General features: G+C 63.4%; 31 protein-coding genes. All 31 read left to right on the top strand.

The features are described 5' to 3' along the window. Positions 1-5 precede the first annotated feature (5 nt). Entirely contained in the window at positions 6-1,313 is a 1,308-nt protein-coding gene (locus E3O32_RS07775) for a TrbC/VirB2 family protein (protein WP_134508252.1), read from the top strand. Beyond that, entirely contained in the window at positions 1,310-1,948 is a 639-nt protein-coding gene (locus tag E3O32_RS07770) for a hypothetical protein (RefSeq protein ID WP_134508250.1), read from the top strand. The genes E3O32_RS07775 and E3O32_RS07770 overlap by 4 nt, the downstream gene beginning before the upstream one ends. Continuing rightward, positions 1,945-2,577 carry a hypothetical protein gene (locus E3O32_RS07765; protein ID WP_134508248.1) on the top strand — a complete coding sequence of 211 codons (633 nt, stop codon included), beginning with the start codon at positions 1,945-1,947 and terminating at the stop codon, positions 2,575-2,577. The genes E3O32_RS07770 and E3O32_RS07765 overlap by 4 nt, the downstream gene beginning before the upstream one ends. Then, on the top strand, positions 2,564-3,418 hold the full coding sequence (locus tag E3O32_RS07760) for a hypothetical protein (protein WP_134508246.1): 855 nt from the start codon (positions 2,564-2,566) through the stop codon (positions 3,416-3,418). The genes E3O32_RS07765 and E3O32_RS07760 overlap by 14 nt, the downstream gene beginning before the upstream one ends. An 84-nt stretch (positions 3,419-3,502) precedes the next feature. Continuing rightward, positions 3,503-4,156, top strand: coding sequence for a spermidine/putrescine ABC transporter substrate-binding protein (locus E3O32_RS07755; protein WP_134508244.1), 654 nt, complete (start codon positions 3,503-3,505; stop codon positions 4,154-4,156). 325 nt (positions 4,157-4,481) lie between these two features. Continuing rightward, complete coding sequence (gene rpsL, locus E3O32_RS07750; RefSeq protein ID WP_055811472.1) at positions 4,482-4,856, top strand: 30S ribosomal protein S12; 375 nt, start codon at positions 4,482-4,484, stop codon at positions 4,854-4,856. Continuing rightward, entirely contained in the window at positions 4,856-5,326 is a 471-nt protein-coding gene (rpsG, locus tag E3O32_RS07745; protein WP_066597688.1) for a 30S ribosomal protein S7, read from the top strand. The genes rpsL and rpsG overlap by 1 nt, the downstream gene beginning before the upstream one ends. A 135-nt stretch (positions 5,327-5,461) precedes the next feature. Beyond that, positions 5,462-7,576 (top strand): elongation factor G, encoded by a 2,115-nt coding sequence (gene fusA / locus E3O32_RS07740; protein ID WP_134508242.1) that lies wholly within the window; start codon positions 5,462-5,464, stop codon positions 7,574-7,576. A gap of 126 nt (positions 7,577-7,702) precedes the next feature. Then, entirely contained in the window at positions 7,703-8,896 is a 1,194-nt protein-coding gene (gene tuf / locus E3O32_RS07735) for an elongation factor Tu (RefSeq protein ID WP_134508241.1), read from the top strand. A gap of 185 nt (positions 8,897-9,081) precedes the next feature. After that, entirely contained in the window at positions 9,082-9,291 is a 210-nt protein-coding gene (locus E3O32_RS07730; RefSeq protein ID WP_134508239.1) for an Rv0909 family putative TA system antitoxin, read from the top strand. 244 nt (positions 9,292-9,535) lie between these two features. Beyond that, positions 9,536-10,516, top strand: a complete 981-nt coding sequence (locus E3O32_RS07725) for a hypothetical protein (protein ID WP_134508237.1) — start codon at positions 9,536-9,538, stop codon at positions 10,514-10,516. Between the two features lie 514 nt (positions 10,517-11,030). After that, on the top strand, positions 11,031-11,339 hold the full coding sequence (gene rpsJ, locus E3O32_RS07720; RefSeq protein WP_035834607.1) for a 30S ribosomal protein S10: 309 nt from the start codon (positions 11,031-11,033) through the stop codon (positions 11,337-11,339). An 8-nt stretch (positions 11,340-11,347) separates the two neighbouring features. Beyond that, on the top strand, positions 11,348-12,007 hold the full coding sequence (rplC, locus tag E3O32_RS07715; protein ID WP_134508235.1) for a 50S ribosomal protein L3: 660 nt from the start codon (positions 11,348-11,350) through the stop codon (positions 12,005-12,007). 4 nt (positions 12,008-12,011) lie between these two features. After that, positions 12,012-12,662, top strand: coding sequence for a 50S ribosomal protein L4 (gene rplD, locus E3O32_RS07710; protein WP_134508233.1), 651 nt, complete (start codon positions 12,012-12,014; stop codon positions 12,660-12,662). Continuing rightward, on the top strand, positions 12,662-12,964 hold the full coding sequence (rplW, locus tag E3O32_RS07705; RefSeq protein ID WP_134508231.1) for a 50S ribosomal protein L23: 303 nt from the start codon (positions 12,662-12,664) through the stop codon (positions 12,962-12,964). Before rplD ends, rplW begins: the two co-directional genes overlap by 1 nt. Before the next feature lie 25 nt (positions 12,965-12,989). Next, positions 12,990-13,829, top strand: coding sequence for a 50S ribosomal protein L2 (rplB, locus tag E3O32_RS07700; RefSeq protein ID WP_134508229.1), 840 nt, complete (start codon positions 12,990-12,992; stop codon positions 13,827-13,829). A gap of 9 nt (positions 13,830-13,838) precedes the next feature. After that, complete coding sequence (gene rpsS / locus E3O32_RS07695) at positions 13,839-14,120, top strand: 30S ribosomal protein S19 (protein ID WP_104100966.1); 282 nt, start codon at positions 13,839-13,841, stop codon at positions 14,118-14,120. Between the two features lie 26 nt (positions 14,121-14,146). Next, the gene (rplV, locus tag E3O32_RS07690) at positions 14,147-14,512 is read left to right on the top strand and encodes a 50S ribosomal protein L22 (protein ID WP_134369265.1); all 366 of its coding nucleotides are present in this window, start codon (positions 14,147-14,149) and stop codon (positions 14,510-14,512) included. Further along, positions 14,512-15,273: a 30S ribosomal protein S3 gene (rpsC, locus tag E3O32_RS07685; protein ID WP_104100964.1), complete on the top strand. Its 762-nt coding sequence runs from the start codon at positions 14,512-14,514 to the stop codon at positions 15,271-15,273. The genes rplV and rpsC overlap by 1 nt, the downstream gene beginning before the upstream one ends. A 2-nt stretch (positions 15,274-15,275) precedes the next feature. Beyond that, the gene (gene rplP, locus E3O32_RS07680; RefSeq protein ID WP_134508227.1) at positions 15,276-15,695 is read left to right on the top strand and encodes a 50S ribosomal protein L16; all 420 of its coding nucleotides are present in this window, start codon (positions 15,276-15,278) and stop codon (positions 15,693-15,695) included. Next, complete coding sequence (gene rpmC / locus E3O32_RS17745; protein ID WP_134508225.1) at positions 15,695-16,042, top strand: 50S ribosomal protein L29; 348 nt, start codon at positions 15,695-15,697, stop codon at positions 16,040-16,042. The genes rplP and rpmC overlap by 1 nt, the downstream gene beginning before the upstream one ends. Positions 16,043-16,044: 2 nt before the next feature. Next, a complete protein-coding gene (gene rpsQ / locus E3O32_RS07670) occupies positions 16,045-16,344 on the top strand; it encodes a 30S ribosomal protein S17 (protein WP_134508223.1) in 300 nt (99 codons plus the stop codon). Positions 16,345-16,377: 33 nt separating this feature from the next. Continuing rightward, positions 16,378-16,746 (top strand): 50S ribosomal protein L14, encoded by a 369-nt coding sequence (gene rplN, locus E3O32_RS07665; RefSeq protein WP_134508221.1) that lies wholly within the window; start codon positions 16,378-16,380, stop codon positions 16,744-16,746. A 3-nt stretch (positions 16,747-16,749) separates the two neighbouring features. Further along, positions 16,750-17,109: a 50S ribosomal protein L24 gene (gene rplX / locus E3O32_RS07660; protein ID WP_134508219.1), complete on the top strand. Its 360-nt coding sequence runs from the start codon at positions 16,750-16,752 to the stop codon at positions 17,107-17,109. After that, entirely contained in the window at positions 17,109-17,708 is a 600-nt protein-coding gene (gene rplE / locus E3O32_RS07655) for a 50S ribosomal protein L5 (RefSeq protein ID WP_134508217.1), read from the top strand. Before rplX ends, rplE begins: the two co-directional genes overlap by 1 nt. Positions 17,709-17,825: 117 nt before the next feature. Next, positions 17,826-18,224, top strand: coding sequence for a 30S ribosomal protein S8 (gene rpsH / locus E3O32_RS07650; RefSeq protein WP_134363327.1), 399 nt, complete (start codon positions 17,826-17,828; stop codon positions 18,222-18,224). Positions 18,225-18,230: 6 nt separating this feature from the next. Next, a complete protein-coding gene (rplF, locus tag E3O32_RS07645; protein WP_134508215.1) occupies positions 18,231-18,767 on the top strand; it encodes a 50S ribosomal protein L6 in 537 nt (178 codons plus the stop codon). Positions 18,768-18,769: 2 nt separating this feature from the next. Next, positions 18,770-19,141, top strand: a complete 372-nt coding sequence (gene rplR / locus E3O32_RS07640; RefSeq protein ID WP_134508213.1) for a 50S ribosomal protein L18 — start codon at positions 18,770-18,772, stop codon at positions 19,139-19,141. After that, positions 19,138-19,848 carry a 30S ribosomal protein S5 gene (gene rpsE / locus E3O32_RS07635; RefSeq protein ID WP_370249150.1) on the top strand — a complete coding sequence of 237 codons (711 nt, stop codon included), beginning with the start codon at positions 19,138-19,140 and terminating at the stop codon, positions 19,846-19,848. Before rplR ends, rpsE begins: the two co-directional genes overlap by 4 nt. Next, positions 19,848-20,030, top strand: coding sequence for a 50S ribosomal protein L30 (gene rpmD, locus E3O32_RS07630; protein ID WP_174774754.1), 183 nt, complete (start codon positions 19,848-19,850; stop codon positions 20,028-20,030). The genes rpsE and rpmD overlap by 1 nt, the downstream gene beginning before the upstream one ends. Beyond that, positions 20,030-20,593, top strand: coding sequence for a 50S ribosomal protein L15 (gene rplO, locus E3O32_RS07625; RefSeq protein ID WP_134508211.1), 564 nt, complete (start codon positions 20,030-20,032; stop codon positions 20,591-20,593). The genes rpmD and rplO overlap by 1 nt, the downstream gene beginning before the upstream one ends. The last annotated feature ends 98 nt before the right edge of the window (positions 20,594-20,691 follow it).

The following is a 20,691-nucleotide window of genomic DNA, read 5'->3' as shown; positions in this document are numbered from 1 at the left end:
ACACGATGAGCAACAGCGATACTGCGTTCAACAACCTGACCGGCGACGCCGACGTTGTGCTGGCCAAGGCCCGCCGCTACGAGGAACTGGGGCTGGCCATCGCCCGCTCGGTGACGACGCTCCATCGCATATCCGAGGCCGACGAGAACAAGAGCAAGGCCGTTGCCGCACTCAAGGAATCTGCTGAGAATGTTGCGCGGGACATCGGCAAGGCCCAGGAACGCTACAGCCTCACGGCAACGGCCCTGATCGCCTATTCGGGCAAGCTCAAGACGGCCCAGGACGACGCGGTCACCGCGATCTCCACCATTTCCCAGGCAGAAGGCGAAGTCTCCGCCGCCCGCACGAACAAGACGCAGGCCGATCAGAAGGCCGAAGCGGTCGGTGACGACCAGGCGGTCAACCAGAAAAGCGCCGAGAACATGGCGGACCGTTACGACGCTCGGGTGCACGAACTCGGCGTCGCCCAGGGACTCTGGCACGCCGCCAGCGCGGCCAAAGATGCTGCCGCGAAGTCGGCCGCGGATGACATCAATGACGTTGTCACCGGTGACGTGGGCGACAGGCTCAATGACTCTCGCTGGGACGACTGGGGCTCGGTGCTGGACGCGATCAAAGTAGTCTGCGAATGGGCGGGCGTGCTGGCGATCTTCCTCTCGTGGGTCCCCATCCTGGGCGCAATCCTGATCGGTCTCGCCGTCCTGGGCGCGGTGATCGCGCTCATTGACGCGAGCTTCAAACTCCAGCGGGGTGAAGGCAGCCTCAGCGACGTGATTTTCGCGGCGGTGGGCGTAGCACTGGCCGCGTTCGGCGGCAAATTGGTCACGTACCTTGCCAAGGCCGCGAAGGCCAAGTCGGCCGGGGCGCTCGCATTCCGGGCGTCGAAATCGAAGGGCCTCTATGCAGGCCAATTCAAGAAGGTATTCGGCGTAACGAAGACCGCCGCACGAACCGAACTGAAGAGCCTCACGAGTTTCAAGGGCGCCGCAAAGGAAATCTTCCAGAACCCGTTCGAATCCAAACTCGGCACCGGGTCCAATCTCGCCGAGAAGTGGCTCGCCGGGGCCAGGACGGAAGGTCTTGACGCCCTCAAAAACCCGCTCAAGCTCAAATCCGTCGACATGCCCTGGGGAGACCTGACCGCGGGGGCGAAGGTCACCCTTGTGGTGCTGGATGCCAGACAGGTGGGCGGTTCGATAGAGAAACTGATGAATGATCCCGGCAACCTGAACACCGAGGGAGACATCAAACTGAGACCGGAAAGCCTGCTGAAAGCCGCGTCCAACGGCGTCGAAGGCCTGGTCACGCGGTGACTGCCGGTGTCAGGGCGCTGCAGATCGTCGACTACGACTTCGACGTGCCGTCCAATTTCTATACCGTGCCGCTCGACCCGGCGGAAAGCGTGGATTCGACGCGCTGGGCCGAGAGCGTCGTCGCCGACGTCGCCCAGCGTGACCCGAATCCGGGTACCACAGGAGACTTCGCCGCCGAACTGGCCGAGCTTCGCACCCGGCTGCTGGGCCAGCGGAATCCGTGGCTCACTGCGGCGGTCTCGGTGCGGCCCGAGAAACAGCTGACCATCGGTGCCGTTCTCACCGTGCAGCAACTCGCGATGGACGACGACGATGGGCCAGCGGCCTATGAGCGGATAGCCCGGGAGGAATCCACTCGGATGCGCCCCGGGGCTCGGTCACGCGACCTGGAGCTCTGGCGCGCCGACATCCCCGCCGGCGAAGTCGTTGGACTGTTCCAACGGATCGAATTCACCGAACTCGGCGCGGCCGAAGGCCGGCTTTCCGAGCGCACCGTCTTCGCGGTGTTCCCCGTGGGGTCGAGCGAGATGCTCCAATTCGCTTTCACCTGCGATGACTTCGGGGCCTTCGCCAGCATGCGTGAAGAAACCCAGGCGATCGTCGAAACACTCCACATCGTGACGGAGGCACTATGACCAGGCAAGTGGCCATGCGTGCCGCCGACATTTCGATGGTGCTGCCCGGCTCGTGGGCGAACATTCCCGTCAGTGAGGAGCCCCTGTCCGAGCGCATTATTGCGGGCCTCGTCATCCGGCAGGTCGGTCGGGACGACCGGCTGGCCAGGGTGAGGCGTGAGGTGAAGCTCCAACTGCGGGATGTCGTCGCCCGGGCACGTGCCGCTGGGGCGTTCCAGGTCGCCCTCTCGCTGGAGATTCTGCCCGGGATCCCATTTCCTGCTGCGATGGTGCTCGATTTTGTGCCGTGGAACGGGGAGCCTCCGCAGCCGGAGCGCCAGGCCGCCACGCTCAAGGACATGCTCCCGGCGGCCGAAGTCTTCACTCTGGAATGCGGCATCGTGGCGCGCACCTGGCGCGTCGTACAGATCCAGCCCGGACGGGAGACGATCCCCGATACAAAGCTCGAGTACCTCCTGCCGACCCCGGCGGGTGACCAGCTGCTGCACATCGTGGCGGACACCCCGGTCGAATGCGATCCGGAGATGATCGTCGCCCTCTTTGACGCCATCGTCGACTCGATCCGGTGGCGGGAACCGGCTGTCGCCGCAGATTTCGAGCCGGCCGGAGGCTCAGATGGCAACGCCTAGCCGCATTCCGGCCTCGCCGGCCAAGCGCAAGGGCGGCTCACAGCCGCCCAGCATTCCCAGCCCCCGTCTGTTCTACGTCGCCGGTGGTCTGCTCGGCGCCGCCGCCGCTGCCGTGTTCATCTGGCTGTATCTGGTCGGGTTGAGCGGGTCGCTCATGGTCGAGCTTCTGCCGTTTTTGGGGAAAGACTTCAACTACCCTTCCTTGCCCGGGGTGATTCTGCTTTTCACCGGGGTGGCACTCTTCTTCGGGGAGATGTTCCGCCGGGGCCGACTGTCGCAGCGCCGGCGCACTTTTTTGCAGGGAGGGTCCGTCGGATTGGAAATGAGTCCGACGCCCTTGCGGTACGCACTGCTGTGGATGCTCCTGCCCGTCGTCGTGTACCTCCTGATCATCCCGCTGGCCGTACACGCCGAAACGAGTGGAAGCGCGTGGGGTGCCACGGTCCGCGGCGCCTCAGAGGACTTCTGGACCCTGCTTTCCCTGTATGGATTCCTGGCCGCCGGCTGTGTGGGCGTCTTCCTCGCATCGCTGCTCAAGCGGGCGACGTATCGTCGGCTGGCCGCCCGCGGCACGATCCCGACCGGCGGCGCCCGCACGTTCTGGCGCCTCACGGCCACCCAGTGGCGTCTGGAAACCTGGTTCTCTTTCATCAGCCTTGGCCTGTTCGGCGTTCTCCCGCTGCTCTGGCACGACGCCCTGGCCGGCCAGAAGCCCTTCGACGATGCTGCTCTGGCGGACCTGACCGGCATCGCCGCGGCCTGTGCCGTGCTCGCCGTCATCACCGTGCTGAACGCGTGGCGTTCGGGCGACCCTTACGGGTTCGCCGAGTCAGTCGCCTAGGGCAAGCCTCGGGCGGGGACGGGGCGGGGACTGGTCGGGAACTCACTGGCCGCGAGGCAGCCCGAGCGAGTATCCTTAACATCCATGGACGGATCCATCGAGTCACGCGTCAGCCATGAGGTTGACAACTGGTTGCGTTGGCTCCCGCGCTGGCGCCCGGGCACGCACCGCGGCCGCGCCCGCCTCTGCCGCACCTGCTTCGGCTCGCCGGTCATCGTCGCCGCCGGCCTGGCCACCGATGTACCGCACGCCGTGCAGCATGCCCTCGCCATGCGCGTGAAGCTCGTCATCGACGCTGCCGTCGACGAATACACCGAGCTCAACCTGCCCCTGCTCAGCCGCGAGATCCACCTGAACGAGGAACGCAAGGCGGCCGCCAGCTACCACCCCACCGAGGGCCTCGACCCGGAGTACAAAGGCCTCGACCTCGACCCGCCCACCACCGCGGATGCGCCCTACCTGTTCACCTTCGCCGAACTGGCCCGGCCCGACCAGGCCGCGGCCGCCGCATCCGCTCCGCCGCCGCTCACGGCGGAGGAGAAGACGGCCATCCGCACCGAACTGAAACTCGCCGACGAGCACGCGGCCCTGGTCGGCAGCCGGGTCTGCGCCGAGCTGTTCCGGCACCGTGAGCGGATGCGCCAGGCCGTCGCCGACTACGTCGAACCCTGGGTGCTGGCCCTCCTGGCCGACCTCGACACGGCGCTCGATTCGCCGCTCTGGCCGCGCAGCATCTGAACAACGGCTGAACGAACCCGTCAGACCCCGTAACCCATTTGACCGGGCCGCCACTGCCGAGTTAGTATTTCGAGGTGTGCGCTTTGTCGTGCGCTTGAGTCATGCCACCGCGATACCCTCGTGCTGCACCTTAGGCGCGTCCGGTTCGGCACTCACTCAGGGTGTGCTCACCGAGCAGCCCCCACGGCATACCCACCAAATCACACGGAATTCATTGCGTGCGTGCCGGCGGGTCCAGATGAACTCGAGTCGGCCGGGAAACCGAACGATTCGAATGCTAACCATCAATGAGCTGTCACCGTGCAGCAAAAACAAGGAGTAATTAGTGCCCACCATTCAGCAGTTGGTCAGAAAGGGACGCAGCCCCAAGGTCACCAAGACCAAGGCTCCCGCCCTGAAGTCCAACCCCCAGCAGCGCGGCGTTTGCACCCGTGTCTACACGACCACCCCGAAGAAGCCGAACTCGGCTCTCCGCAAGGTCGCCCGCGTCAAGCTGTCCAACGGCACAGAGGTCACCGCCTACATTCCCGGCGAGGGTCACAACCTGCAGGAGCACTCGATGGTGCTCGTCCGCGGTGGTCGTGTCAAGGACCTCCCCGGTGTTCGATACAAGATCGTTCGCGGCGCACTGGACACCCAGGCCGTCAAGAACCGCAAGCAGGCTCGTAGCCGCTACGGCGCCAAGATGGAGAAGAAGTAATGCCTCGTAAAGGCCCAGCGCCCAAGCGTCCCGTTATCGCTGACCCGGTATACGGCGCCCCCATCGTTTCCCAGCTCGTCAACAAGATCCTCCTCGACGGCAAGAAGGGCCTCGCCGAGCGCATCGTTTACGATGCACTCGAAGGCGTCGTTGCCAAGAACGGTGCGGATGCTGTTGTCACGCTGAAGAAGGCACTCGACAACGTGCGCCCCACCCTCGAGGTGCGTTCGCGCCGCGTCGGTGGTTCCACCTACCAGGTTCCGGTTGAAGTCAAGCCGCACCGCGCCAACACCCTGGCCCTCCGCTGGTTGACCAGCTACGCCAAGGCCCGTCGCGAGAAGACCATGACCGAGCGTCTCACCAACGAAATCCTCGACGCATCCAACGGCCTCGGTGCCGCTGTGAAGCGCCGCGAGGACACGCACAAGATGGCCGAGGCGAACAAGGCCTTCGCTCACTACCGCTGGTAGTCGCGTTCCGGCTTCGAGCCGATCCGGTGGTCGAGCTTGTCGAGATCAGAACTCGACAGGCTCGGTCACCGCGGCTCGAACGCCGGATGCCCTGTTTCGCCCCAATCACCATAAGCAAACTTCCGGAGGACCCCCGTGGCACTTGACGTGCTCACCGACCTGAGTAAGGTCCGCAACATCGGCATCATGGCTCACATTGACGCTGGCAAGACCACCGTCACTGAGCGCATCCTGTACTACACGGGTGTCAACCACAAGATCGGTGAGACGCACGACGGCGCCTCGACGATGGACTGGATGGCGCAGGAGCAGGAACGTGGCATCACCATCACGTCTGCCGCGACGACCTGTTTCTGGGCTGAGAACCAGATCAACATCATCGACACCCCCGGCCACGTCGACTTCACCGTCGAGGTGGAGCGTTCGCTGCGTGTCCTCGACGGCGCCGTCGCAGTGTTCGACGGCAAGGAGGGCGTTGAGCCCCAGTCCGAGACCGTCTGGCGCCAGGCCGACAAGTACGACGTGCCCCGCATCTGCTTCGTCAACAAGATGGACAAGCTGGGCGCCGACTTCTTCTACACCGTCGACACGATCGTCAAGCGCCTCGGCGCGAAGCCGCTCGTCATCCAGCTGCCGATCGGCGCCGAGAACACCTTCGAAGGTGTTGTCGACCTCGTCGAGATGCGTGCGCTGACCTGGCGCGGCGACTCCAAGGGTGACGTCGAGATGGGCTCCAAGTACGCCATCGAAGAGATCCCGGCCGACCTCGTCGACCAGGCCGCCTCCTACCGCAAGCTCCTCCTCGAGACCGTCGCCGAGACCGACGACGACCTCATGGAGAAGTACTTCTCCGGCGAAGAGCTGACCGTCGCCGAGATTAAGGGCGCCATTCGCAAGCTCACGGTCAACAGCGAGATCTACCCGGTCCTCTGTGGCTCGGCGTTCAAGAACCGCGGCGTCCAGCCGATGCTCGACGCCGTCATCGACTACCTCCCCACCCCGCTCGACGTGCCCGCCATTGAGGCGCACGACCCGCGTGACGAGGAGAAGGTCATCATGCGCCACCCGGATGCGACCGAGCCGTTCACGGCTCTCGCGTTCAAGGTTGCCGTGCACCCGTTCTTCGGTCGTCTGACCTACGTTCGCGTGTACTCCGGCCACCTCGACTCCGGTGCCCAGGTCATCAACTCGACCAAGGGCAAGAAGGAGCGCATCGGCAAGATCTTCCAGATGCACGCCAACAAGGAGAACCCGGTGGCCTTCGTGACCGCCGGTCACATCTACGCGGTCATCGGCCTCAAGGACACGACCACCGGCGACACCCTGTGCGACCCGAACGCGCAGGTCGTGCTCGAGTCGATGACGTTCCCTGACCCGGTCATCGAGGTTGCGATCGAGCCGAAGACCAAGCAGGACCAGGAAAAGCTGGGTCTCGCGATCCAGAAGCTGGCCGAAGAAGACCCGACCTTCCGTACCGAGCAGAACCAGGAAACTGGTCAGACGGTCATCAAGGGAATGGGCGAACTGCACCTGGACATCCTGGTCGACCGGATGCGGCGTGAATTCAACGTCGAAGCCAACGTCGGCAAGCCCCAGGTCGCATACCGCGAGACCATCCGCAGGGCGGTCGAGCGTCACGACTACACGCACAAGAAGCAGACCGGTGGATCCGGGCAGTTCGCGAAGATTCAGATCGCGATCGAGCCGCTCGAGATCACGGCCGAGAAGAGCTACGAGTTCGTAAACAAGGTCACGGGTGGCCGCATCCCCAGGGAGTACATCCCCTCGGTGGACGCAGGAATCCAGGATGCGCTGCACGTTGGCGTCCTGGCCGGCTACCCGATGGTCGGCGTCAAGGCAAGCCTGCTTGACGGCGCCGCACACGACGTCGACTCCTCGGAGATGGCGTTCAAGATTGCCGGATCGATGGGCTTCAAGGAAGCCGTTCGTAAGGCAGACCCGGTTCTGCTCGAGCCGTTGATGAGTGTCGAAGTACGCACCCCTGAGGAATACATGGGTGACGTAATCGGCGACCTCAACTCGCGCCGCGGTCAGATCCAAACCATGGAGGACGCAAGCGGTGTGAAGGTAATTCGCGCCCATGTTCCACTTTCGGAGATGTTCGGCTACATCGGCGACCTGAGGTCCAAGACCTCCGGCCGCGCCGTGTACTCGATGACTTTCGAGAGCTATGCGGAGGTCCCGAGGGCTGTAGCCGAAGAGATCATCCAGAAGAACAAGGGCGAATAGCCTGGGGCCTTCGGGCCCAAATCGCTTAGGCCTCCCGGCCCGAGTAGCATAAGTACACAAATCCAGCAGGTTCACCGGCCGCAAACCAGCGGGCGGTGAAGCCGAGAGTCCTGAGGAGGACCCACAGTGGCCAAGGCCAAGTTCGAGCGGACCAAGCCGCACGTAAACATCGGAACGATCGGTCACGTTGACCACGGAAAGACCACGCTGACTGCAGCGATCTCCAAGGTCCTGGCTGACACGTTCCCGTCCAAGACGAACGTTCAGCGCGACTTCGCGTCGATCGACTCGGCTCCGGAAGAACGCCAGCGCGGTATCACGATCAACATCTCGCATGTTGAGTACGAGACCGAGAAGCGTCACTATGCGCACGTTGACGCACCGGGCCACGCTGACTACATCAAGAACATGATCACCGGTGCTGCCCAGATGGACGGCGCGATCCTCGTGGTTGCCGCCACCGACGGCCCGATGGCTCAGACCCGTGAGCACGTTCTGCTCGCGAAGCAGGTCGGCGTGCCGTCCCTGCTCGTCGCACTGAACAAGTCCGACATGGTTGACGACGAAGAGATCCTTGAGCTCGTCGAGCTCGAGGTTCGCGAACTCCTCACCGCGCAGGGCTTCGACGGCGACAACGCTCCCGTCGTTCGCGTTTCCGCGCTCAAGGCACTGGAAGGCGACCCGAAGTGGGTCGGCAACATCCTCGAGCTGATGACGGCTGTCGACGAGTACTTCCCGGAGCCCGTCCGCGACAAGGACAAGCCCTTCCTGATGCCGATCGAGGACGTCTTCACGATCACCGGTCGTGGAACCGTCGTCACCGGCCGCGCCGAGCGTGGAACCCTCAAGATCAACTCCGAGGTCGAGGTTGTCGGCATCCGCCCGACCATCAAGACCACGGTCACTGGTATCGAGATGTTCCACAAGCAGCTCGACGAGGCTTGGGCCGGCGAGAACTGTGGTCTTCTTCTTCGTGGCACCAAGCGCGAAGACGTCGAGCGCGGCCAGGTCGTCGTCAAGCCGGGTTCGGTCACGCCGCACACCGACTTCGAGGGCACCGCGTACATCCTGTCAAAGGAAGAGGGCGGCCGTCACAACCCGTTCTACGCGAACTACCGTCCGCAGTTCTACTTCCGCACCACGGACGTCACCGGTGTCATCACGCTGCCTGAGGGCACCGAGATGGTCATGCCCGGCGACACCACCGACATGAACGTCGCGCTGATCCAGCCGATCGCCATGGAAGAGGGCCTCGGCTTCGCTATTCGTGAAGGTGGCCGCACCGTCGGCGCCGGAACGGTGACGAAGATCATCAAGTAGTTCCTTTCATAGCCCGGTCACCTCGGTGATCGAGCGTGAAGCTCGGTAATCGAGCTTGTCGAGATCAGGGGCCGGTCCTTCGGGGCCGGCCCCTTTTTCGTGCCCGAAAGTCCCTTGTGCTGGGGCGCAGCCCTGTTCTATTTTTGACTCGGCCGCAACGATGCGGCCCAGACAGGAAGACCACCATGGGACTCGAAGACATCACCAAGAAGGCGCAGGACTTCCTCGGCGACAACAAGGTCAAGGACGCGTTGAACAGCGAGCAGGCCGAGGACATCAGCGACAAGCTCCTCGGCGGTGTCGCCGACGCGGCGAACAAGGTCACCGGCGGCAAGTTTGAAGAACAGATCGAGGGTGCCCGCGCCGCCGCCGACGAGAAGATCGGCGACGAGTAGATCGGCGACGAGTAGATCGGCGACGAGTAGATCGGCGACGAGTAGCCGCTGGCACACATCGCGAACGGCCATTCAGTCGAGCGCGCCGACTTCGCCGTTGCGCGCCAGGCACGCCGGGGGCGCAGCGGCGCAACTGGTGCGCTCGGGCCGGACAGCATCCATTCACAGGTGACGGATGCCGGCCGCTGTCCACAGATCACGGCGTTGGTGCCTTGCAGGAGCGGGGTCTCCGCACTGTGGGTGCATGAATTCACCTGCGCATTCCGACAATCCGGCCGACCGACTGTTCTCAGTGGCCGACTACACCCGTTCTTTCGGCGCGGACCTGCGACTGCGTCGTAGCGCGCTGCGTGGTGAGTTTCACCGCGTAGCCCGCGGGCACTACTTTCCTCAGGAACAATGGGACACCTTCCGGAATGAGGAGCGTTACGCCGTCGTGGTGGCCGCGGCGGCAGCCGCCCGACGGAGTGAACTCGTGCTCTCTCATCAGTCGGCGGCCGTGCTTCATGGCCTCCCGTTTCTCTTCGGACCTCCAGCCGAGGTCCATTTCATCGTTCCTCGGGCGGCCGGGGGCAGATCGAAGCCCGGCATTCGGAAGCACGCGGTCCACCTCGATCCCCGGGACATCACCCTGGTCAACGGCTTGCTGGTCACGACGGTGGCGCGCACGGTTGTGGACCTCGCCGCCGCGCTCGACCTCCAATCGGCCGTCGTCGTGGCCGACCGCGCCCTCTCCGCCGACCGCCGGGGACATCTGGCGGCTCTGGCCACGAAGGTCGAACTCTACGAGACGTGGGCGCGAATGCTGCCATTCCGCGGCTCCGTTCGCGCGAAAGCCGTGATCGATTTCGCGACCCACCTGGCCGGCTCGCCGAACGAGTCGGCAAGCCGGGTGAACATCGCCCTGAGCGGATTCCCTGAACCGGTGCTCCAGCATCCGTTCATCGTCGACGGAGCCGAAGTCTTCGTCGACTTCTACTTCCCCGACCAGCACAAGGTTGGGGAGACCGATGGCAAGGTCAAGTACTTCGACCCGGTGATGCGCGACGGTCGCACGCCTGAGCAGGTGCTCTGGGCTGAGAAGCTCCGGGAAGACGGAGTGCGCCGCCAGGTTCACGGGTTCACTCGCTGGCCGTTCTCGGTCTCGGTGAGCAAGGTGCGGCTGCGCACGCGCCTTGTCGAGTTCGGCCTGCCGATCACCCGGCCCACGCTGCGCTCCTGGTGACCAGGGTGACGGCAGGCACGGATCTGGTGGTCGCCCCCGTTTCGCCGCTGCGCGCCAGGCACGCCGGGAGCGGAACGGCGGAAATGGGGCGCTCGGGGAGACGGTGCCCTGCGACACGCCGGGCGCGACACGCCCGGGTTGCAGAAAGGGCAAGGCCTGTGGCAGACTCTTCTAGTTCAACACTTTCGACTGCCGCGCTGCACGCGGTGTCGAGATCACTGCCAGGCAGTGCATAGCTGGTGTCGTGCGTGGCAACACGCCGGGATACGCAGCTAGGCCGCGGGTAGCAGAACAGAGCTCAAACCAACAACCGGGATTGCACGGGTAAAACCATGCCTTCCCCCGGCTCCGGCCGGAGCAGGTGTTGGCGCGGTTCGAAGTGGCGCGGCCCAGCGGCTGCGGCGCGATGAATCGAAATTGACAGATGAACAGTGGTGCGACAGCAGCAGTGCTACTACGGCGTCCAATGCAGCCCTCGGGATGTACGAAGCCTTGACAAGAAAGAGAGTTCGACATGGCGGGACAGAAAATCCGCATTCGACTTAAGTCGTATGACCACGAGGTCATCGACATCTCGGCGCGCAAGATCGTCGACACCGTGACCCGTGCGGGCGCGACCGTCGTCGGCCCCGTGCCGCTTCCGACCGAGAAGAACGTGGTGTGTGTCATCCGTTCCCCTCACAAGTACAAGGACAGCCGGGAGCACTTTGAAATGCGCACCCACAAGCGTCTGATCGACATCATTGACCCGACCCCGAAGGCAGTCGACTCGCTCATGCGTCTCGACCTTCCGGCCGACGTCAACATCGAGATCAAGCTCTAGGGCCCGCGATGTCTTACGCAGATACCAAGACCACCAAGGGTCTCCTCGGCAAGAAGCTCGGCATGACGCAGGTTTGGGACGAGAACAACAAGCTCGTTCCCGTCACCGTCATCGAGATCTCACCCAACGTTGTCACCCAGATCCGCAGCAAGGAGATCGACGGCTACGCCGGCGTTCAGATCGCTGCCGGGGCCATCGACCCGCGCAAGGTCAACAAGCCTTCCGCCGGACACTTCGAAAAGGCAGGCGTCACGCCTCGCCGTCACCTCACCGAGCTCCGCACCGCGGATGCCGCTGACTACACCCTGGGCCAGGAACTCACCGTTGACGGTGTCTTCGCTGCCGGCACCAAGGTCGACGTCATGGGCACCAGCAAGGGTAAGGGTTTCGCCGGTGTTATGAAGCGTCACAACTTCAAGGGTGTCTCCTCCTCGCACGGTTCACACCGTAACCACCGCAAGCCCGGTTCCATCGGCGCTTCCTCGACCCCGAGCCGTGTCTTCAAGGGCATGCGCATGGCCGGTCGGATGGGTGGCGAGCGCGTCACCGTGCTGAACCTCAAGGTTCACGCCGTTGATGCCGACAAGGGCCTCCTGCTGGTCAAGGGTGCCGTTCCCGGTGCCAAGGGCCGCCTCGTATTCGTCCGCAATGCAGTGAAGGGAGCCTAGTCGCATGACTACCTCACTCGATCTCATCGACGCCAAGGGCAAGAAGGCCGGCTCCGTTGAGCTGCCCGCCGAAATCTTTGACGTTCAGACCAACATCCCGCTGATCCACCAGGTCGTCGTCGCGCAGCTCGCTGCCGCACGCCAGGGCACGCACAAGACCAAGCGTCGTGGTGAAGTTTCCGGTGCCGGCCGCAAGCCGTTCAAGCAGAAGGGAACCGGTCGCGCTCGTCAGGGCTCGATCCGCGCCCCTCAGATGACCGGTGGTGGCATCGTCCACGGACCGACCCCGCGCAACTACGAGCAGCGCACCCCGAAAAAGATGATCGCGGCAGCACTGCGCGGATCGCTTTCGGACCGCGCCCGTGGCGACCGCCTGCACGTCGTGACGGCACTGTTCAGCGCCGAGACGCCCAGCACCAAGGGCGCCATCGAACTGCTCAGCCAGATCGCCAGCAGCAAGCACGTCCTGGTTGTACTGGAACGCACGGACGAAATGACGCTCCGCAGCATCCGCAACCTGCCGACGGTGCACGTTCTGCCGTGGGACCAGCTGAATGCCTATGACGTGCTCGTCAGTGACGACATCGTCTTCACCAAGGGCGCGTTCGACGCGTTCGTGGAGAGCAAGACCAAGAAGGAAGAGGCGTCCGCATAATGGCTACCCCGCTCAACAAGGACCCCCGCGACATCATCATCGCTCCGGTCGTCTCTGAAAAGAGCTACGGCCTGATCGACGAGGGCAAGTACACCTTCATCGTGGACCCGCGCTCCAACAAGACCGAGATCAAGCTCGCGATCGAAAAGATCTTCAAGGTGGAGGTCGCTTCGATCAACACCATGAACCGGATCGGCAAGACGCGTCGCACGAAGTTCGGTCAGGGCAAGCGCAAGGACACCAAGCGTGCCATCGTCACGCTCAAGTCCGGTTCCATTGACATCTTCACGGCCGTCGGCTAAGCGGCGCGGACTAGAGGAATAAGAAATGGCTATTCGTAAGTTCAAGCCCACGACTCCCGGTCGTCGCGGTTCATCTGTTGCAGACTTCGCAGAGATCACCCGGTCGACCCCGGAGAAGTCCCTGCTTCGCCCCCTGTCCAAGACCGGTGGCCGTAACAACCAGGGTCGCATCACCACCCGTCACATCGGTGGTGGACACAAGCGCCAGTACCGTCTGATCGACTTCCGTCGTAACGACAAGGATGGCGTCAACGCCAAGGTCGCTCACATCGAGTACGACCCCAACCGCACGGCGCGCATCGCGCTCCTGCACTTCCTCGATGGAACCAAGCGTTACATCATCGCCCCGAACAAGCTGAACCAGGGCGACATCGTGGAGTCGGGCGCCGGTGCTGACATCAAGCCCGGCAACAACCTGCCGCTGAAGAACATCCCCACCGGTACCATCATTCACGCGGTCGAGCTGCGTCCGGGCGGTGGCGCCAAGATGGCCCGCTCCGCCGGATCGTCTGTTCGCCTCGTCGCGAAGGATGGCATCTACGCCCAGCTGCGCCTTCCGTCCGGAGAAATCCGTAACGTCGACGCCCGCTGCCGCGCCACGATCGGCGAGGTCGGCAACGCCGAGCAGTCGAACATCAACTGGGGCAAGGCCGGCCGTATGCGCTGGAAAGGCGTTCGCCCGACCGTTCGTGGTGTTGCCATGAACCCGGTCGACCACCCGCACGGTGGTGGTGAGGGTAAGACGTCCGGTGGACGTCACCCCGTCAGCCCCTGGGGCCAGAAGGAAGGGCGCACCCGCCACCCGAACAAGGAAAGCGACAAGCTCATCGTTCGTCGCCGTACCGTCGGCAAGAAGCGTAAGTAGGAGTAGACGATGCCTCGCAGTCTCAAGAAAGGCCCGTTCGTTGACGACCACCTGCTTCGCAAGGTTGTCAAGGCGAACGAAGCCAGCAGCAAGAACGTAATCAAGACCTGGTCGCGCCGTTCGATGATCATCCCCGGCATGCTCGGGCACACCATCGCGGTTCACGACGGACGCAAGCACATCCCGGTGTTCGTCACCGAGAGCATGGTCGGGCACAAGCTCGGCGAGTTCGCGCCCACCCGCACCTTCCGTGGACACGTGAAGGACGACAAGAAGGGCCGTCGCCGCTAACGCGGGGACGTGAAGGAGGAGAAGAAATGGTGGAGTCGATCGCACGCGTGCGTCACATCCGCGTTACCCCCCAGAAGGCTCGTCGCGTTGTCAACCTGATCCGCGGCAAGCAGGCACATGAGGCCCTGGGAATCCTGAAGTTCGCACCCCAGGGTGCGAGCGATCCGGTGTACAAGCTGGTTGCTTCGGCAATCGCGAACGCCCGGGTCAAGGCAGATGCAGCCAACACCTTCCTGGACGAGCAGGATCTGTTCGTCAGCCAGGCGTTCGTTGACGAGGGTACGACCCTCAAGCGTTTCCAGGCCCGAGCACAGGGTCGCGCATTCCAGATCAAGAAGCGCACGAGCCACATCACTGTTGTGCTCGCCACTCCTGAGGAGGGTACGAAGTAATGGGTCAGAAGGTAAACCCCTACGGCTTCCGTCTGGGAATCACGACCGACCACGTGTCGCGATGGTTCTCTGACTCGACGAAGCCCGGCCAGCGTTACAGCGACTTCGTTGCTGAAGACGTCAAGATCCGCCGACTGTTGAGCACCAGCCTCGACCGTGCCGGCGTGTCCCGCATCGAGATCGAGCGCACTCGTGACCGCGTTCGCGTCGACATTCACACCGCCCGTCCGGGCATTGTGATCGGTCGCCGCGGCGCGGAGGCCGAGCGCATCCGCTCCGACCTCGAGAAGCTCACCGCCAAGCAGATCCAGCTGAACATCCTCGAGGTCAAGAACCCCGAGGTCGACGCTCAGCTCGTCGCCCAGGGCATCGCAGAGCAGCTCTCCGCACGTGTGGCATTCCGCCGCGCGATGCGCAAGGGCCTGCAGGGTGCCCAGCGCGCCGGCGCCAAGGGTGTTCGCATCCAGGTTTCCGGTCGCCTCGGTGGCGCCGAAATGAGCCGTTCGGAGTTCTACCGTGAGGGACGCGTGCCACTGCACACCCTGCGCGCGAACATCGACTACGGCTTCTACGAAGCCAAGACCACCTTCGGCCGCATCGGCGTGAAGGTCTGGATCTACAAAGGCGACATCACCAACAAGGAACTCGCTCGCGAGCAGGCCAACGCTAAGTCGACCCGCCCCGAACGACGTGACGACCGACCCCGCCGTGCGCCCCGCGCAGAGGCAGCGGCACCGGTTGCAGCAGGAGTTGAGGCATAACCATGTTGATTCCACGCAGAGTCAAGCACCGCAAGCAGCACCACCCGGGCCGCACCGGCCACGCAACCGGTGGTACTGAGCTGTCGTTCGGCGAGTACGGCATCCAGGCACTCACGCCCGCCTACGTGACCAACCGTCAGATCGAGTCCGCTCGTATCGCCATGACGCGTCACATCAAGCGCGGCGGAAAGGTCTGGATCAACATCTACCCGGACCGCCCGCTCACCAAGAAGCCGGCCGAAACCCGCATGGGTTCCGGTAAGGGTTCCGTCGAGTGGTGGGTCGCCAACGTCAAGCCGGGTCGCGTCCTCTTCGAGCTGAGCGGTGTCACCGACATCGTCGCGAAGGAAGCGCTGACCCGCGCAATTCACAAACTGCCCTTGAAGGCACGCATCATCAAGCGCGAGGAGGGCGACGCATAATGGCGATCGGATCCAAGGAGCTCGCCTCGGTCGAGCTCGACACTTTTGAAAATGAGCGACTGTTCGACGAGCTGAAGAAGGCGAAGGAAGAACTGTTCAACCTTCGCTTCCAGTCGGCCACCGGCCAGCTCGAAAGCCACGGCCGCCTCCGCGCGGTCAAGCGCGACATCGCTCGCATCTACACGGTTCTCCGTGAGCGCGAGTTGGGCATTCGCCCGACTCCCGTGCCCGTCGAGGCCCCCGCCAAGGCGGAAAAGGCTGAGAAGAAGACAAAGAAGGCCAAGCCTGCAGTCGAGTCTGTTGACGACACCGCTGCGGACGACGCCGTCGAGACGAAGGAGGCCTAGTCATGGCGAAGACTGACGAAAAGGTCGTCGCTGCCGAGGCTGAGGCTCTCGTTCGCGGCTACCGCAAGACGCTGCGTGGTTACGTGACCAGCGACAAGATGGACAAGACCATCGTTGTCGAGGTCGAAGACCGCGTGAAGCACCCCCTGTACGGCAAGGTCATCCGCCGTACGTCCAAGCTGAAGGCTCACGACGAGGCAAACATCGCCGGCATCGGCGACCTGGTCCTGATCAGTGAGACCCGTCCGCTCAGCGCCTCCAAGCGCTGGCGCCTGGTCGAGATCCTCGAGAAGGCCAAGTAAGCCTCGCGCTTGCTTGATAGAAGGAGTTAAAAAGTGCTTCAGCAAGAATCACGACTCAAGGTTGCCGACAACACGGGTGCCAAGGAACTGTTGACCATTCGCGTGCTCGGCGGCTCCGGCCGTCGCTACGCCGGACTGGGCGACACGATTGTCGCCACGGTCAAGGATGCGATCCCGGGCGGAAACGTCAAGAAGGGCGACGTCGTCAAGGCCGTTGTCGTTCGCGTCAAAAAGCAGACCCGTCGTTCAGACGGTTCGTACATCAAGTTCGATGAGAACGCCGCAGTGATTTTGAAGAACGACGGTGACCCTCGCGGCACCCGAATCTTCGGACCGGTCGGTCGCGAACTTCGCGACAAGAAGTTCATGAAGATCATCTCGTTGGCACCGGAGGTTATCTAAATCATGGCCAGACTCAAAAAGGGTGACCTCGTTCAGGTCATCACCGGCCGCACCCAGGCCCGCGGCGGCGACCGCGGCAAGCAGGGCAAGGTCATCGCCGTGTTCGTGGAGAAGAACCGGGTCCTCGTCGAGGGCATCAACTTCGTCACGAAGCACGTTCGCGTTGGCCAGACCCAGCGCGGCACCAAGACCGGCGGCATCGAGACCATGGAGGCGCCGATTCACGTGTCCAACGTGGCCATCGTCGACCCGGAGACCAAGAAGCCGACTCGCGTCGGCGTCCGCCTCGAAGACGTGACGAAGGACGGGGTCACCAAGACCGTCCGCATCCGTTACGCCAAGAAGTCAGGGAAGGACCTCTGATGACCGACACTGCAGTAGCAGCGGCCGAAGCAACTCCGGCAGTCCTGCCGCGCCTGAAGCAGAAGTACCGCGATGAGATCACTGCCCAGCTCACCAAGGACCTCGGCTTCACCAACGTTCACCAGGTTCCGAACCTGGTCAAGATCGTTGTCAACATGGGTGTCGGCGAGGCAGCTCGCGACGGCAAGATCATGGATGGCGCCGTCGCCGACCTCACCAAGATCACCGGCCAGAAGCCGCAGGTCACCAAGGCACGCAAGTCGATCGCGCAGTTCAAACTGCGTGAAGGACAGCCCATCGGCACGCACGTCACACTTCGTGGCGACCGTATGTGGGAGTTCCTCGACCGGCTGCTCAGCCTCGCGCTTCCCCGTATCCGTGACTTTCGCGGTCTGTCTGACAAGCAGTTCGATGGCAGCGGCAACTACACCTTCGGTCTCACCGAGCAGGTCATGTTCCACGAGATCGACCAGGACCGGATCGACCGTATCCGCGGTATGGATATCACGGTTGTGACGACGGCCAAGAACAACGAAGAAGGACGCGCGCTGCTCAAGGCGCTGGGCTTCCCGTTCAAGACGGCCGAAAACACCAAGTAAAGTAGCTTCGGCTCCTTGTAGTACACCCCGGGGGCTGGACAACCGTCCAGCCCCACAACGACCAAGGTCGTCACCCGTGTAACGGATGAACGAAACCAGGCGAGAAAGGCACCACAAATGACAATGACAGATCCGGTCGCAGACATGCTGACCAGACTGCGCAACGCTAACTCGGCGTTCCACGACACCGTGTCCATGCCGCACAGCAAGCTCAAGGCGAACATCGCAGACATCCTCAAGGCCCAGGGTTACATCTCGGCTTGGGACGTCAAGGATGCAGAGGTCGGCAAGACCCTCACGCTCAACCTCAAGTTCGGTCCGAACCGCGAGCGTTCCATCGTAGGCATCAAGCGGGTTTCCAAGCCCGGCCTGCGCGTGTACGCGAAGTCGACCGAAATCCCCACCGTTCTCGGTGGCCTCGGCGTTGCCATCCTGTCCACCTCCAGCGGTCTGCTCACCGACCGCCAGGCCGAGAAGAAGGGCGTAGGCGGAGAAGTTCTCGCTTACGTGTGGTAGTCGACGATGTCACGTATTGGAAGACTCCCCATCCCGATCCCCGCGGATGTCACTGTGGCCGCTGACGGCCAGCTCATCAGCGTCAAGGGTCCGAAGGGCGAGCTCGCGCTCACCGTCGCCAACCCCATCGAGGTCAAGATCGAAGACGGCCACGTCGTCGTCACTCGCCCGAACGACGAGCGCAACTCGCGTTCGCTGCACGGCCTGACCCGCACGCTGATCGCCAACCAGATCATCGGAGTGACCACGGGTTACACCAAGTCGCTCGAGATCGTCGGTACCGGTTACCGCGTCGCCCAGAAGGGCACCTCCATCGAGTTCGCCCTCGGCTTCTCGCACCCGGTCCTCGTCGAGGCACCTGCCGGCATCACCCTCACCGTGGAGAGCGTCAACCGCCTCACGGTCGGTGGCATCGACAAGCAGGCTGTCGGCGAAGTCGCCGCCAACATCCGTAAGATTCGCAAGCCAGAGCCCTACAAGGGCAAGGGTGTGCGTTACGCCGGCGAGATTGTTCGCCGCAAGGCCGGAAAGAGTGGTAAGTAACCATGGGTCTCGGAACTAGAGGTAAGAGCAAGGCTGCTGCCCGCGGACGCAGGCACACACGTCTTCGCAAGAAGATCGAGGGGACCGCGCTTCGGCCGCGTCTCGTCGTGACCCGTTCGGCTCGCCACGTGTTCGTGCAGGTCGTCGACGACAGCAAGGGCTTCACCCTTGCGTCGGCGTCCACGCTCGAAGACGGTCTGCGCACCTTCGATGGTGACAAGACCGCCAAGGCCCGCAAGGTCGGCGAACTCGTCGCCGAGCGCGCGAAGGCCGCCGGTATCGAAGCCGTCGTATTTGACCGTGGCGGCAGCAAGTACGCAGGACGCGTCGCTGCCATCGCCGAGGGAGCTCGAGAGGGTGGATTGAACCTGTGAGCACTGAAACTGCAAGCACAGCAACGAAGGAGAACGTGGTGGCCGCTGAGGCACCCGTCGAAACTGCTGCGTCGACGACGCCCCCGCAGAACGAGCCTCGTGAGGCTCGTCGTGGTGGCCGTGAGCGCAACCCCAACAAGGACCGCGGTAGCCGCGATGCCGACAAGAGCCAGTTCCTGGAGCGCGTCGTCACCATCAACCGGGTGTCCAAGGTCGTCAAGGGTGGTCGTCGCTTCAGCTTCACCGCCCTCGTCGTCGTCGGAGACGGCAACGGACTGGTCGGAGTCGGCTACGGCAAGGCGCGTGAAGTGCCTACCGCGATCTCCAAGGGTGTCGAGGAAGCGAAGAAGAACTTCTTCCGCGTTCCCCGCGTTGGCCTGACCATCCCGCACCCCGTCCAGGGTGAGGCCGCTGCAGGCGTCGTTCTGCTCCGTCCGGCCGCAGCAGGTACCGGCGTTATCGCCGGTGGCCCGGTGCGCGCCGTACTCGAGTGCGCCGGCATCCACGACGTGCTGAGCAAGTCGCTCGGCTCGTCGAACACCATCAACATCGTCCACGCCACTGTCGAGGCCCTGCACCAGCTCGAAGAGCCGCGTGCGGTTGCGGCTCGCCGTGGCCTCGCGTACGAAGACGTTGCCCCGGCACGCTTCCTGCGTGCCGACGCCGCAGCGGCAGCAGCCGCAGCGGCAGCAAAGGCAGGTGCCTGATGGCTCGCCTCAAAGTGACACAGATCAAGTCCAAAATTAGTGAGAAGCAGAACCAGCGCGACACGCTTCGCAGCCTGGGTCTCCGACGCATCGGCGCCGTGGTCATCCGCGAGGACAACTCGCAGAACCGCGGCTACGTCAACACCGTCGCTCACCTTGTCAAGGTTGAGGAGATCGACTAATGGCTGACGAGAAGGACGCTGTCAAGACGACAGCCGCCAAGCCCGCCACCGAGAAGAAGGCTGCAGCCCCCAAGAAGGCTGCTGCCGCCAAGGTTGCCGTCAAGGCCGCTCCTGCTGAGAAGCGCGAGCAGGTCCTGAAGGTGCACCACCTTCGTCCCGCCGCCGGCGCCAAGAAGTCGCGTCAGCGCGTCGGACGTGGTGAAGGATCCAAGGGTAAGACCGCGGGTCGTGGCACAAAGGGCACGAAGGCACGCTACAACGTGCGCGTCGGCTTCGAGGGTGGGCAGATGCCTCTGCACATGCGCACCCCGAAGCTGCGCGGGTTCAAGAACCCGTTCCGCGTCGAGTACCAGGTTGTCAACCTGGAGAAGCTGGCCGAGCTCTACCCGAACGGCGGCGATGTAACCATCGCCGACCTGGTGGCCAAGGGCGCGGTTCGCGACAACGAGAAGGTCAAGGTTCTCGGCAACGGTGACATTGCCGTTAAGCTGAACATTGCGGTGGACAAGGTCTCCGGCTCAGCAGAGCAGAAGATCGTCGCTGCAGGTGGCTCAATCAAGTAAGTCCGTCGACGCTGAACGAGCTTGTCGAGGCCACCGATCGAAATCTTTCGATGCTGGTCTCGACAAGCTCGTTTTTCACGTTATCAACTGGAGGCATT

This window comes from Cryobacterium mannosilyticum, assembly GCF_004402705.1.
In the GTDB taxonomy this organism is placed as follows: domain Bacteria; phylum Actinomycetota; class Actinomycetes; order Actinomycetales; family Microbacteriaceae; genus Cryobacterium; species Cryobacterium mannosilyticum.
Note: the sequence above shows the minus strand (reverse complement) of the source record. Positions and strands in the feature narration are given on the sequence as shown.

Coding starts and splice junctions, on each gene's coding strand:
- rpsQ (WP_134508223.1), top strand. CDS start 16,045: ATGGCGAAGACTGACGAAAAGGTCGTCGCTGCCGAGGCTGAGGCTCTC.
- rpmD (WP_174774754.1), top strand. CDS start 19,848: ATGGCTCGCCTCAAAGTGACACAGATCAAGTCCAAAATTAGTGAGAAG.
- rplB (WP_134508229.1), top strand. CDS start 12,990: ATGGCTATTCGTAAGTTCAAGCCCACGACTCCCGGTCGTCGCGGTTCA.
- rpsJ (WP_035834607.1), top strand. CDS start 11,031: ATGGCGGGACAGAAAATCCGCATTCGACTTAAGTCGTATGACCACGAG.
- rplO (WP_134508211.1), top strand. CDS start 20,030: ATGGCTGACGAGAAGGACGCTGTCAAGACGACAGCCGCCAAGCCCGCC.
- E3O32_RS07755 (WP_134508244.1), top strand. CDS start 3,503: ATGGACGGATCCATCGAGTCACGCGTCAGCCATGAGGTTGACAACTGG.
- rpsG (WP_066597688.1), top strand. CDS start 4,856: ATGCCTCGTAAAGGCCCAGCGCCCAAGCGTCCCGTTATCGCTGACCCG.
- rpsC (WP_104100964.1), top strand. CDS start 14,512: ATGGGTCAGAAGGTAAACCCCTACGGCTTCCGTCTGGGAATCACGACC.
- rplD (WP_134508233.1), top strand. CDS start 12,012: ATGACTACCTCACTCGATCTCATCGACGCCAAGGGCAAGAAGGCCGGC.
- rplE (WP_134508217.1), top strand. CDS start 17,109: ATGACCGACACTGCAGTAGCAGCGGCCGAAGCAACTCCGGCAGTCCTG.
- E3O32_RS07765 (WP_134508248.1), top strand. CDS start 1,945: ATGACCAGGCAAGTGGCCATGCGTGCCGCCGACATTTCGATGGTGCTG.
- rpsS (WP_104100966.1), top strand. CDS start 13,839: ATGCCTCGCAGTCTCAAGAAAGGCCCGTTCGTTGACGACCACCTGCTT.
- rpsH (WP_134363327.1), top strand. CDS start 17,826: ATGACAATGACAGATCCGGTCGCAGACATGCTGACCAGACTGCGCAAC.
- E3O32_RS07730 (WP_134508239.1), top strand. CDS start 9,082: ATGGGACTCGAAGACATCACCAAGAAGGCGCAGGACTTCCTCGGCGAC.
- rplW (WP_134508231.1), top strand. CDS start 12,662: ATGGCTACCCCGCTCAACAAGGACCCCCGCGACATCATCATCGCTCCG.
- rplX (WP_134508219.1), top strand. CDS start 16,750: ATGGCCAGACTCAAAAAGGGTGACCTCGTTCAGGTCATCACCGGCCGC.
- rplC (WP_134508235.1), top strand. CDS start 11,348: ATGTCTTACGCAGATACCAAGACCACCAAGGGTCTCCTCGGCAAGAAG.
- E3O32_RS07760 (WP_134508246.1), top strand. CDS start 2,564: ATGGCAACGCCTAGCCGCATTCCGGCCTCGCCGGCCAAGCGCAAGGGC.
- E3O32_RS07725 (WP_134508237.1), top strand. CDS start 9,536: ATGAATTCACCTGCGCATTCCGACAATCCGGCCGACCGACTGTTCTCA.
- rplP (WP_134508227.1), top strand. CDS start 15,276: ATGTTGATTCCACGCAGAGTCAAGCACCGCAAGCAGCACCACCCGGGC.
- E3O32_RS07775 (WP_134508252.1), top strand. CDS start 6: ATGAGCAACAGCGATACTGCGTTCAACAACCTGACCGGCGACGCCGAC.
- rplF (WP_134508215.1), top strand. CDS start 18,231: ATGTCACGTATTGGAAGACTCCCCATCCCGATCCCCGCGGATGTCACT.
- rpmC (WP_134508225.1), top strand. CDS start 15,695: ATGGCGATCGGATCCAAGGAGCTCGCCTCGGTCGAGCTCGACACTTTT.
- rplV (WP_134369265.1), top strand. CDS start 14,147: ATGGTGGAGTCGATCGCACGCGTGCGTCACATCCGCGTTACCCCCCAG.
- rplR (WP_134508213.1), top strand. CDS start 18,770: ATGGGTCTCGGAACTAGAGGTAAGAGCAAGGCTGCTGCCCGCGGACGC.